This window comes from Vagococcus sp. (genome assembly GCF_036639995.1).
Lineage (GTDB): Bacteria > Bacillota > Bacilli > Lactobacillales > Vagococcaceae > Vagococcus.
The window spans coordinates 1-12,295 of the sequence record NZ_JAVWHO010000052.1 but is presented as its reverse complement, the minus strand read 5'-3'; the positions used below and the strand labels follow the sequence as shown (position 1 = coordinate 12,295).

General features: G+C 34.3%; 10 protein-coding genes. 2 read left to right on the top strand and 8 right to left on the bottom strand.

Annotated elements, in window-relative coordinates:
- Nucleotides 1–42: 42 nt before the first annotated feature.
- A complete protein-coding gene (locus tag RR554_RS10655; RefSeq protein WP_332464243.1) occupies nt 43–417 on the bottom strand; it encodes a winged helix-turn-helix transcriptional regulator in 375 nt (124 codons plus the stop codon).
- 150 nt (nt 418–567) lie between these two features.
- Between RR554_RS10655 and RR554_RS10650 the strand changes: the two genes are divergently transcribed.
- The gene (locus RR554_RS10650; protein WP_332464239.1) at nt 568–1,755 is read left to right on the top strand and encodes an NADH-dependent flavin oxidoreductase; all 1,188 of its coding nucleotides are present in this window, start codon (nt 568–570) and stop codon (nt 1,753–1,755) included.
- Nucleotides 1,756–1,941: 186 nt separating this feature from the next.
- On the opposite strand, the gene RR554_RS10645 is transcribed toward RR554_RS10650, so the two are convergent.
- The 7 genes from RR554_RS10645 to RR554_RS10615 all read right to left on the bottom strand — a co-directional run bounded on the left by RR554_RS10645 (nt 1,942) and on the right by RR554_RS10615 (nt 9,599).
- Nucleotides 1,942–2,673, bottom strand: a complete 732-nt coding sequence (locus tag RR554_RS10645) for a GNAT family N-acetyltransferase (RefSeq protein WP_332464238.1) — start codon at nt 2,671–2,673, stop codon at nt 1,942–1,944.
- Between the two features lie 93 nt (nt 2,674–2,766).
- Entirely contained in the window at nt 2,767–4,179 is a 1,413-nt protein-coding gene (locus tag RR554_RS10640; protein WP_332467989.1) for a gluconokinase, read from the bottom strand.
- 1 nt (nt 4,180) lies between these two features.
- Nucleotides 4,181–5,089 (bottom strand): phosphogluconate dehydrogenase (NAD(+)-dependent, decarboxylating), encoded by a 909-nt coding sequence (gene gnd, locus RR554_RS10635; protein WP_332467988.1) that lies wholly within the window; start codon nt 5,087–5,089, stop codon nt 4,181–4,183.
- A 55-nt stretch (nt 5,090–5,144) separates the two neighbouring features.
- Nucleotides 5,145–6,470, bottom strand: coding sequence for a 6-phospho-alpha-glucosidase (locus RR554_RS10630; protein WP_332467987.1), 1,326 nt, complete (start codon nt 6,468–6,470; stop codon nt 5,145–5,147).
- Nucleotides 6,470–8,050, bottom strand: a complete 1,581-nt coding sequence (locus RR554_RS10625) for a PTS transporter subunit EIIC (RefSeq protein WP_332467986.1) — start codon at nt 8,048–8,050, stop codon at nt 6,470–6,472. Before RR554_RS10625 ends, RR554_RS10630 begins: the two co-directional genes overlap by 1 nt.
- Before the next feature lie 108 nt (nt 8,051–8,158).
- The gene (locus RR554_RS10620; protein ID WP_332464233.1) at nt 8,159–8,881 is read right to left on the bottom strand and encodes a MurR/RpiR family transcriptional regulator; all 723 of its coding nucleotides are present in this window, start codon (nt 8,879–8,881) and stop codon (nt 8,159–8,161) included.
- Between the two features lie 25 nt (nt 8,882–8,906).
- Nucleotides 8,907–9,599 carry an MgtC/SapB family protein gene (locus RR554_RS10615; RefSeq protein WP_332467985.1) on the bottom strand — a complete coding sequence of 231 codons (693 nt, stop codon included), beginning with the start codon at nt 9,597–9,599 and terminating at the stop codon, nt 8,907–8,909.
- 171 nt (nt 9,600–9,770) lie between these two features.
- Between RR554_RS10615 and RR554_RS10610 the strand changes: the two genes are divergently transcribed.
- Complete coding sequence (locus tag RR554_RS10610) at nt 9,771–12,290, top strand: phosphatidylglycerol lysyltransferase domain-containing protein (RefSeq protein ID WP_332464231.1); 2,520 nt, start codon at nt 9,771–9,773, stop codon at nt 12,288–12,290.
- Nucleotides 12,291–12,295: the final 5 nt, after the last annotated feature.

Here is a 12,295-nt window from a genome sequence, read left to right as displayed (position 1 = left end):
TCTTATTTCCATCTGACTTGAAATACAGAATAAAAATAAATCTTACATATTAATAAAACCGTGATATTCTTTATGTTCTATCGAAACATCCTCACCTTGTTTCTGAGCTTCTTGAACTCGATGCTCCCCCCACTCTGACATTGTAATTAAAACATCTCTCAAACTCTTTCCTTCTTCCGTTAATGAATAAACAACTTTAGGCGGAACTTGGTTAAATATTTCTCTTTTAATAATATGATCTTCTTCCAATTCTCTTAATTGTTGTGTTAACACTTTTTGAGTTACATTGGGAATCTTTCGTTTCAGCTCTCCAGAACGCAATGATTGATGGCCTAAATGACAGAGTATAATCGGTTTCCATTTCCCACCAATTACATCTAGCGTTGCTTCAATTCCTAATTGATAAATTTTTTTCACCATCTGACCTCACTCCTTCTCCATTAGGTACTTCCAAGTAACTATCCCACTTAATTGTGCGTACTTACGTTTTCATTTTTACCCGTTTATACTACCACATATAAGAGAATAAAAACTATCTCTTAAAACTATCCCAAAGGAGAAATTCAAATGACTTCGTACACATTTTTAGAACCCTTTACTTTTCAAAATGGTTTACAATTAAAAAACAAGGTAATCATGGCACCTATGACAACTATGTCTAGCTTTTATAATGGCATAATCACTCAAGATGAGTTAAATTATTATTCTGCTAGATCAGGTGGACCAGGTATGATTATTACAGCAGTTGCTAATGTAACCAATAATGGAAAAGGCTTTGAAGGAGAACTTTCTGTTTCATCAGATGACATGATTCCAGGCCTAAGGCAATTAGCAAATACTTTGAAAAAAAATGGTGGAAAAGCTGTTTTACAAATCTTTCATGCCGGAAGAAAATCAACAAGTAACATTTTAAGAGGAGAAACACCAGTCAGTGCAAGCGCAATTGCTGCAAGTTATCCCAAAAATTCTGAAATACCTCGTGCACTGACTCATGAAGAAATTGAAGGTATTATTTCAGCATTTGGGAAAGCGACTAAAAGAGCGATTGAAGCGGGTTTTGATGGTATCGAACTACACGGAGCCAATACTTATTTACTTCAACAATTTTTCTCAGAAAACTCAAATCAACGAACTGATAAATGGGGAGGAAATCGTGACAAACGGATGACTTTTGCATTAAGAGTAATTGATGAAGTCAGTCGTACAATTGAACAATATGCCACTCAACCTTTCTTATTAGGTTATCGTATTTCCCCTGAAGAAATTGAAACACCAGGTATTCGATTAGAGGACACCCTTTATTTTGTTAATGCCATTAAACATCAAATCAGTTACTTACACCTATCAATGGGAAGTTATTTAAGAACCTCTTTAAATGATTCTTCTGATACTACTCCCATTCTAAAACAAATTTCAACCGTCATTGATGGTGCAATTCCTCTGATTGGCATTGGTTCTGTCGAAACACCTAGAGAGGCTGAAAATGTTCTTAATTCAGGCGCTGATCTAGTAGCAATTGGCCGTGAATTTATCAGAGAGCCTCAGTGGGTTCAAAAAGTGATAACAGGTGATGAAAAAAGTATCAGAACAACTATCAGCCCTAATGATCTTGATGAATTAGCCATTCCAAATGTCATGCAAACTTACTTAAAAGAATCTTTTAATAGTGTCATGCATTTTACAACAAATACTAATAAGATAGATACGTATCAAAATCAATTGGCACCTATGGAAGGCTTTGAGAAGAAATTGTAAGTCAAAAGCATTAATCTGATTTTAGAGAAAAGAAAAAATAATTGGCTAGCATAACAAAAACTTATATTAAAAAGCCACCCTATTGCGAGTAGGATGGCTTTTCTTTTTGCTGTTGTAACTCAGTGTTGGTACTAGTGATGATCAACTGATTATCCACTAAAAGTAGCACGGTCATTAAAAACCTAGTTAAATTTCCGAAATAATAATTTCAGACCAACCTACTCGGCATCCTGCATTAATAGCAACGTTCATTGAATTGGTGTGAGAAAGTGATGTGCTATATACAGGGATAATATTGGGTTGTTCTTTTTGTATTGTGGATATCAATGTTTTAACTAACATAGTTGCGATACCTTTTTTATTAAAATTACGATCTAATATTTCAATCCCTATCTCCCATGTGTACTTGCCATTTTTATTAGCTCCACAAATTGCAATTAAAGTATTATCAACATAATAACCAAATCCTATTTGGTCTGGATCATGTTCAGAATAGCAAAAGGACTCTGTAATCTGTTTGTTCTGTTTAAAGTTAAAGATATCCTCTTGATTGAAACGTTGGAACGTTAAGGGGATCTCTTCTGAATTAATCACTTTGTTTGGAATAAAAAAGGGTGCAATGCGTTCTATCTTTAATTGATATTTTTTTAACGTATGATTTAATTTATAAATATGATTCATTTCTAAAAACCATTCTGCATTTATGTTGCCGTATAATTTTTCTAATTCTTTAGTTAAAGCTTCTATTTCAGTTCTTACAAAGATTTTATTATTAAAACAAACAATATCAGCTTTATTTCTATCCCAATAACGTGCATCAGAATTACTAGTTGATGTTAAGAAAAAACTTTCTTGTAATAGTTCACTATCACAGTTGAAATCAATTTCAAATTGTTTTATCAATAATTTTTTATACATTGTCCCCCTCCTTATGCCTGAAAAATGATTTTTTAATATTATAACATAACAAATAATTTATTAGTTCCGATATTATATCTATTTGTCAACTTCTCAAGGTTTGCAGCATACAGGAGTATGCAAATACTTACAAAACAGCTCATATTTCTCTTCATAATATTCTTTTTTTAACTTAGATGGTTCGTAATACTCTCCATCTATCTCGTTGATTTCTACTAAAAAACACCAGTCTTTCAACCCTTGTGTAGGTTCCGTTTGACTTGAAACATAGCATTTCTTTTGAAAAATATCAGCTACCATTTGGGTAATCACTTGATTATTAAATACACCACCACTTAAAACAAGCGTGTTTTCTTTTTCTGAAAACGATAATTGATTAAAAATATAGAATAAATTAAAAATAACCCCTTCAATAACAGCTTGTATCATCTCCGGTTGCTTGTGTTGCAAGGTTAACCCATAAAAAGTCCCTGTTTGACTACTATCCCAAAGCGGCGCACGCTCTCCTTGAAGATACGGCATAAATACTAAGTAAGGCACTTGTGGTAAATCAGAGAGTTTTGAAAAAAGAGTTTCCTTGTCTTCATAAAATAACTCACTTAACCATTCAAACACTCGACCACCGTTATTTGTTGGTCCACCAATTACCCACTGCTCCTCATCTAAATAATAACAAAACGTATTCTCTTCCGAATTAAGCGTACGAACACTACTTAACAGTCTAACCGCCCCACTTGTTCCAAGAGTTATGGTTAAAGGTGATTTCGTTTGATTAAAACTACCTAGAGCTACCATGCAACCATCACTTGCACCAATCAATAACTCGCACTCAACAGAAACACCCAACTTTTCTATCATCTCTTGTTTCAGAACTAGTCGTGTTTTGGGATGAACGACCTTAGCTAACTTTTTTTCATCTAACATGAGAAAAGATAAAATCTCTTGGTCCCACTCTAATTGATGACTATTAAAAATCCCTGTAGCAGAGGCCACTGAATAGTCAACCACAGTTTCCCCCGTCAGCTCACGGCTAATCAACGACTTGATGTCTAGCCACTCCGTCACACGTTGATACCAAGCTTCTTCTGACAATCGAAAATACAATAGTTTTGCAAATGGACTCATTGGATGAATAGGTGTCCCTGTTTTTTGGTAAAACAAACGACTTTTTTCTTTATCTTGTTTAAAATCATCAATCACTTTAGCACTTCTATTATCCGACCATAAAAACATCTCCTGTGGCAACTGTTCTTGCTCCACTGGAATGAGTGTGTGCATAGCCGTACTTAACGCAATTGTATCGATATTAGAATAATTTCTACTAATTTCGACTATATCTTTTTTTAGTTGCTCTAGTATTTTTGTCGGATTTTGTGTGGCGTACGCTCCTACTAGATACGTCGTAATTCTAGTAGATTTCGATAGTAAAGTCCTATTATTATTAGCTTCTTCCACTCTATATTTAATCGCTGTTGTCCCAATATCGACTGCCAGTAGCAATCCCATCTTACTCTTCCTCAGCTTTTGGTACAGCATGACCGCCAAATTGATTTCTTAACGAGGCAATGACTTTCTCACCGTATTTTTCTTTATCCATTGAACTATAACGAGTTAATAACGACTGCGTAATAACAGGAGCTGATTGTTGCATCTCAAGCATTTCTTCCACCGTCCATTTTCCTTCTCCCGAAGAAGGAACTTCCCCGCTAATGTTTTCCATGTTAGGATTTTCTCTTAACGCATTTTCTGTTAGTTCCATCAACCAACTACGAATAACCGAACCATGATTAAAAACAGTGGCTACTTTTTCTAAATCATACTCATAAGACGCATGATGAAGTAAATTAAATCCTTCACCGATAGCTTGCATCATTCCGTACTCAATTCCGTTATGCACCATCTTCAAATAATGACCACTTCCTGCTGGTCCACAGTAAAGATACCCCTTTGGAACACAAATTAAACGAAAGACGTCTTCTATTTTTTCAAACGCTTCCTGGTCGCCACCAATCATCATACAAGCCCCATTTTTTGCACCACTCATACCTCCAGAAGTTCCCACGTCTAAAAAGTGAATGCCTGATTCCTTCAGCTCATAAAAAGCACGAACACTTTCTGTATATTTCGAGTTACCTCCATCAATTAAAATATCACCTGAATTTAGTCTTTCTTTACATAAAGCAATCATTTCTGCTGTTATTTTCCCAGCTGGAAGCATTAACCAGTAAACACTCATTTCATGAGTATTCATTTCAAATAACTCATCTAGACTGCCTACAACATTTGCCCCCAAGTCTTTAGCTAGTTGTCGTTGCGCCTCATTAATATCAAAACAAGTAACTTCTTGCTGATTTTTCAACATATTTTCTACTAAATTAAGACCCATTTTTCCTAAGCCCAACATGTTTATCTTCATAATATCCTCCATTGAAAAAAAGGCTGACTTTATTTTGCCAGCCTCTTTCATTGTTTTATTTTAATTCTGGCCAGTAACCTTTGTTTGCTTCAATTAAGTCATCTAATAAGTCTTTAGCAACTTTGGCACTAGGTACTGTTTTTGACAGAGTCAACGCTTGCCATAATTTTTGGTAACTTCCCTCAACATAAGCTTCCACTACTAATTTTTCAACTGTTACTTGTTGGAACATTAAGGCTTGCTCAAAATTAGGTATTTTCCCTTGAACGATTGCTTCTGGACCATCAACACCCACTATACATGGTACTTCAACCATCGCATCATCTGGAAAGTTAGTAATTGCGCCATTATTTTCAACAATCAATAACATTCTTTCGTGCGTATTAAAAGCAATCGCTCTAGCTAAATCAACAATAAATGAAGCATGTGCATCGATTTCAAAACCAATTCCATCAGCTGTCCCACGTTTGGTAATTTCTTTTGCTTGATCAAAGACACGTTTTTCTCTACCAGCCATCACTTCATTAGCTCTTGTGTATTCTGGATTCATACTGTCATACACATAATCTGGGTAGAAATAATATTTTAAATAAGTATTTGGTAAAAATCTTGGATCAATCGCGTAAATATCTTTTGCTTTTTTATGGGTATCTTGCCAAGACGGATCAGTATGCTGCGTATCGACTTCTACTTGTGTTAAGTACCCATTTTTAGAAACATACTCACGGATATCATCAATATACTCATGACCCTCTTTGTCTTTGACACTTGTCCACCAACCAAAATGATTTAAACCAAAATAGGATACTTCTAAATCTTTTGGTTCTTTACCAATAATTTGAGACATACGACGTAGCGTTCCAACTGGCATATCACAAATGTTTAAGACTTTCGAATCTGGACGTAGTACACGACAAGCTTCCGCTACTATAGCTGCTGGATTTGAATAATTCAACATCCACGCATCAGGAGAGTATTTTTCCATATAATCAATAATCTCTAACATACCCGTAATGCTTCTCATACCATAAGCAATCCCACCAGGTCCACATGTTTCTTGACCAAAGACGCCATGTTTTAAAGGTAGTTTTTCATCTACTTCACGCATTTCATATTTTCCAACGCGAATGTGCGCCATACAAAAATCAATGTCTGTAAACGCCACTTCTGGATCTGTTGTATGAACAAACTCAACATTTGGTGCTTGCTCTTTCATCATAATCGCTAAGGCGTCTCCTAGTATTCCTTGGCGATCACCATCATTATCATATAGAGTTAACTTTCTTAATGGAAAACGATCTGCATTATCTAAAAGCATCATTACGATGCCTGGTGTAAAGGTACTTCCTCCACCTGCAATACTTACTGAAAATTGTTTCATTATTCTTCCGACCTTTCTTCACGACCTAAATATTTTTCTAAATCCCCTCTAATGGTTGGTACATTCAAACCATATACCACGTGAACATTCTCACCATTGGCAATAATTCCTTTGGCTAATGTCTCGTTTTTCAACAACTCTTCATTAACACGTTCTGGCTCTTTCAATTTTAGACGTAGACGAGAATAGCAATTATCAATAGAGATAATATTACTCGCTCCTCCTAATCCATCCACAATAAGCGGTGATAAATCATTGGTAACATTTCCTTTTTTCTCTTGATACTCTTTTTTAGAGTATAATTTAGTTTCAGCAGATGCCTCTTCACGTCCAATTGTTTTTAGATTTAATTTGGTAATTAAGAATCTAAAGATGACATAGTATAAAACGAAGAAGACTAATCCAACAATGATATATACCGGCCATCTCGTTTTTTCAATACCAAGAGGTAGATTATATAATAGAAAGTCGATAAAGCCATTTGGGCCAATTGCTCTTGAGCCAAAGACATTTAAAACTACCATGCTCAAACCACTTAAAATTGAGTGAATTACAAATAAAATTGGTGACACAAACATAAATGAAAACTCAATAGGTTCTGTCACACCGGCAATAAATGAAGTAAAGGCAGCTGGAATTAAGATAGCTTTTACTTTCATTTTATTTTCTGGCTTGGCTGTATGATACATTGCTAAACACGCACCAATTAAACCAAACATTTTAGAAATACCACGAGCATCCCAAATCACACTAGGTGCAAGAACACTAACAGATGGATCCGCAATTTCTGCAAAATAAATATTTCTAGCACCTTCAAATACTTGCCCACCAATTTCAGCTGTTCCACCTAATGATGTATATAAGAACGGTGTATAAATCAAGTGATGAAGCCCAGTTGGAATCAATAACCGCTCAAGCATTCCATAAAGGAAAATACCAAAATTCCCACTATTCTTAATGACGCCACCTAACGAATTAATGCCACTTTGAACCACTGGCCAAACAAAGGTAAAACCAACTGCCATTAAAACAATAATTGGAATCAAAACGATAAAGACAAAACGCGCACCACCATAAATTTGAAACGCATTATTAAATGTTGTATCAATCCATTTATTATGAACAAGTGCAATAATCACACCTAGGATAATACCTAAGAAAACACCCATATCTAAGATTTGAACACCTAAAACTAAACTTTGTCCCGAACCTCTTAGACTTTCTGGATCAACTAAAATGCCTCTTAGCTCCATAAATTTGTTCATTGCAAAAATAAAAACTAAATAACCAAGAACAGCTGTAAATGCAGCTTCGGCTTTCTTTTTATTGGCTAAACCTAACGCAATTCCCACACAGAATATCAAACCTAAATTAGTTAATACTGGTAAAAGTGCTGAAGATAAAATACTCCCAAACCCTGTTGTGATTGGATTATCCAAAAACGGAACTTTCTCAATCAGTGCAGCATTTGTAAAAATGTTCCCTATAGCAATTAAAAGACCGGCAATCGGCAAAATTAATACCGGTACAAACATGGCTTTCGAAAATTTCTGCAAGCCCTCCATGACTTTTTGTTTCATTTTATTTTTCTCCCCCTATCAATGATGTCATCATTATATAAAGCCCTTTCACTAATTAAAAGGGCTTTCAAACAAGTAAAAACCTGTTTCACTATCTTGAAACAGGTTTCATGTTAAAAAATTATATACAAAATGTTCAATGACCAGTAAGAGTTTTCCAAAAAAACTATTAAAGTTCTTATTTTGACCGTCCATTTTACGGTCATCATCTACTAAAAAGGAAATATTTGATAAATTATAAGCAGTACTTGCTTCATTACCAGTAAATAAAACTAAGGGAATTCCTCGCTCCTTTAAATAATCCATTTTTTCAATCAATCGATCTGTTTCACCTGATTTTGAAATACCAATAAACATCGAAATATTTTGAACGTTATTTTCAATAATCGCAACTGAGTCTTTTTCACTCAAATAAATCACTCGAATTCCATTAACGAGTAATTTTTTAGATAAGTATTCTCCAGCAATTCCCGAAAATCCTGTAGCATAAATTAAAATTAACTTTTGACTACTTTCTTCATACAGTGCCTTTATTTTTTTAGCCTCTTCAACAATAGCTTCTTCATTTACTTGATAATCAACAATGGCAGACTGTCTCTTTTGCTCTGAGTATTGTTTGTCATTTTTTAAATAATGATACAACTCAACATATCCCGTAAAGCCCAACTTTTTTGACATTCTCACAATGGTTGCTGGTGAGGTGAAATGTTTACCCGCAATTTCTCTAACCCCCACACCACTAAGAGAATCAATATTAGATGCGATGTAGTGAAGCAGTTCTTTTTCAGTGTCTGTTAGTTTTTTATTCTTTGTTAAAAGCTCTAAATCCATTGAAACCCCTCATCTCTGACTCTTCCTACAAATCAATCAATCTAATTTTTTTCATATTTTCATGAACAGATAAATCTTCTATCAGCTCATACACGTTATAATTCTTTGGCATTTCAATGGTATAAACGTTAGTATACATCCGACGTTCATTCATAATTTCAACTTGTACATTGATGTCCTTAACCACTACATGATGAGTCCTAAAATAATCAGTAATAAATTCTTTAGTTTCTACCCTATGAATGTATTTTACTTCCAACGTTTTAATTGACGGGACGACGATGACTTTTTTCAGTAGTGATAGCACAGACTGAATAACAATAAAACCGATTAATGCCACCTTATAATATCCCATACCAACAGCAAGGCCTAAACAAGCAACTGTCCACAGTGAAGCGGCAGTTGTTAAACCGGCAACAGCTCGTTTAGTGACAATGATTGTTCCTGCCCCTAAAAAACCAATTCCACTAATCACTTGTGCAATCAGCCTTGTTTGATCCGAACGAACAACACCAATTAATTCAGGGTGATTAGCAACTTGCTCTAAAACATTTAAATGGATCTCTGTTTGAAGAATCGCAATAATCGTAGCACCTACACAGACTAAAATATGGGTTCTCATACCTGCAGGGCGACTTTTAAATTCACGGTCAAACCCAATCGCACCAGACATCACAACAGCAAGCAACAAGCGCTGACCAATCTCCAAAAAAGTCATACAAACACCCCTCATTTTTAAGTTTCTATTCCTTAATTATAGCGAGTTTAAAAAATTAAATCAATTTAGGAGCAGTTAATGAAATTTTTTCCCTTTTTTATTTTACCTTAGTTAAAAGGACTGTTACTATAAATATAACAAATCAATCTTAACTAAAAAGGAGCGATTCCCTTGAAAAAGTTTATCAAATTTTTCGTTGCATTTGGCATCTTCTTGCTATCTGCTTGGAAACTAAAATCAGAATTATCCTCAATTAATTTTAAAGACGTGTTCCAAATCATCGAAAACAGATCTCTTGCTTCAATTGCGACATTAATCCTTGTCAGCTTGCTTGGTGTTTGGATTCTCAGTTTATACGACTTAGTGTTAGTAAAATCGCAAAAACTAGATGTGCCACTCAAGAAAACAATGAAAATCAGTTGGATTATTAATTCTTTAAATACTCTTATTGGCTTTGGTGGTATTATCGGCTCTACCATTCGGTACAACTATTTCCAAGGCTTTACTGAAACAGAAGAAGAAAAAACCGAGCTTAAGAAAAGCATCTCCTTACTTCTGTTATCCATGTTGACTGGGATTGGTGTCCTTTCTTTCTTAGTACTATTCAACGTTTTTTCTCCTTCTTATTTATTAGAGAAAAAACCAATTTTAAAGATTGGGCTCTTTGTCCTAGCTGCGCTACTCCCTATCTTTTTATTTGTGACGATCAAAAAACCACCCGTTCCTCATGATAGATGGTTAAGCTTAAAATATACCTGTGTTTCCGTACTTGATTATTTATTTGTTGGAATTGTGATGTTTCTATCACTAAGATTTGTAGGAGTCCATGTTAGCTTTTGGCAAATGGAAAGCGTCTTTATCATCGCAGCCATTGCGGGTTTAATCAGTATGGTACCAGGGGGATTAGGAGCATTTGATGTTATTTTCTTACTTGGTATGACTCATCAATTTGGCCTAAAAGAGGGACCTATTTTATTAGGTTTAGTTTTTTACCGATTAGCTTATTATATTTTACCTTTCTTCCTAGGGTTAATTCTTTCTATTAGCGAACTTCAATTATTACTAAAAGATAAACTAACAGAGAAAAATGAAGTCATCCTATTTACAAAAGAATTTGGTACAATTTTTGTTGATATCACTAAAAAAAGGGTTCAAACCTTAATCAGATGGTTTATTATCACCCTATTTATCATTGGTTCTATTTTCTTCTTCCAAGATTCATTCTTTGGTCTTTTTGCTATCTCACCAAAAGAAACCAATGTTTTTATTTTCTTTTTTGCTGTTTCTTATATCTTAGCGAGCATTTATATGATTCCAAATTATGTTGGTTTGTATTACGGCTCAAGAGAAGCTTTTACTAATTTAGTCATTTTACTTAGCATTATTTTTATCAGCCAAGTTGTCTTATTTGATGAATTATTCTTCATTGAAGGCTTTATTTTCACCTTTATTTTAGGCTTGGTTCTATTTCTATCGCGGAAAAACTTTTCAGTTTACCTAACCATTCGCTATCGCCGAGAAAAAGTTGTTTGGCTTTTCACGCTCCTATTACTTGGATTTAATATCCAATCAATTTATGAAACCTCTGATTATTATAAGCTCAATCTTTTCAATGGTTTCATCTATTACGTTTTAGGTATTTCTGCGGTTTGGTTCCTTTACGTCATTGCAAATCGCTATCGCTTGCGACATAAATATACTTTTTCGACACTTGCTTTTGAACCAAACATGAGTCATCAAACAGAGGATTACCATGAAGTACTTGACTCTTTTGAAGGGAGTAACCTAGCTAATCTTGGCTTTTTACCTGCGAATAAAGTGATTGTTAACAAAAAACTTAACGTTGCAAGTATCTACCAAGAATTATCCTATTTTATTCTCGTTTTAGGTGATCCGGTTGGAGATAAAGAAAATTTCTTTCCATTTGTTAAACAAATACATGACTATGCAACCAGAGTTGGAAAAGAATTAATTTTTTATCAAACATCTACCGAGAATATTCACATTTATACAGAATTTAATTACAATCTATTTAACTTAGGTGAAGAAGCAGAAGTCGATGTAACTACTTTCAAAATTTCAGGAAACAAAGGAAAAGTCTTTAGACAGCTTATCAACAAACAAGAACAAGAAGAATTAAGCTTTCAAATTGAAGATAGCACAACAGATTTGATTGCTGAATTAAAAGTTATTTCTGATGAGTGGTTAGGTAATCGAAAAGAAATGAGTTTCTCTCTTGGTAGTTTTGATGAGAACTACTTATCAAAACAAGCTATCGCAACGATTAGAGACAAAGATGGTCACGCTATTGCCTTTGCCTCTATGATGCCTGCTTATATTGAAGGAAAAACATCGATTGATTTAATTCGTTGGAAAGAGCATAATTCTATCCCGATGATGGATTTACTTTACCTAAATCTAATTTTATGGGCCAAAGAAAACGACTATCAAACTTTCAATCTAGGAATGGCACCATTATCTAGTAGTTACGAAAAATCAAATGGTTTTCTTGGTACTATCACAACAAGTATTTATCAGCACTCTTCTAGTGTTTATTCATTTAAAGGATTGCGAAATTATAAAAATAAATTCAAACCTACTTGGTATCCAAGATATTTAGTTTTCCCAAGACGGTTAATGATTTTCCAAGCTTTCTCACAAAGTTACAAAGCCATACATCCTAAAAAATAAAAAAA

Excerpts from the sequence above, each read along its gene's own strand:
- RR554_RS10650 (WP_332464239.1), top strand. The coding sequence starts at position 568 with ATGACTTCGTACACATTTTTAGAACCCTTTACTTTTCAAAATGGTTTA.
- RR554_RS10645 (WP_332464238.1), bottom strand. The coding sequence starts at position 2,673 with ATGTATAAAAAATTATTGATAAAACAATTTGAAATTGATTTCAACTGT.
- RR554_RS10640 (WP_332467989.1), bottom strand. The coding sequence starts at position 4,179 with ATGGGATTGCTACTGGCAGTCGATATTGGGACAACAGCGATTAAATAT.
- gnd (WP_332467988.1), bottom strand. The coding sequence starts at position 5,089 with ATGAAGATAAACATGTTGGGCTTAGGAAAAATGGGTCTTAATTTAGTA.
- RR554_RS10630 (WP_332467987.1), bottom strand. The coding sequence starts at position 6,470 with ATGAAACAATTTTCAGTAAGTATTGCAGGTGGAGGAAGTACCTTTACA.
- RR554_RS10625 (WP_332467986.1), bottom strand. The coding sequence starts at position 8,050 with ATGAAACAAAAAGTCATGGAGGGCTTGCAGAAATTTTCGAAAGCCATG.
- RR554_RS10620 (WP_332464233.1), bottom strand. The coding sequence starts at position 8,881 with ATGGATTTAGAGCTTTTAACAAAGAATAAAAAACTAACAGACACTGAA.
- RR554_RS10615 (WP_332467985.1), bottom strand. The coding sequence starts at position 9,599 with ATGACTTTTTTGGAGATTGGTCAGCGCTTGTTGCTTGCTGTTGTGATG.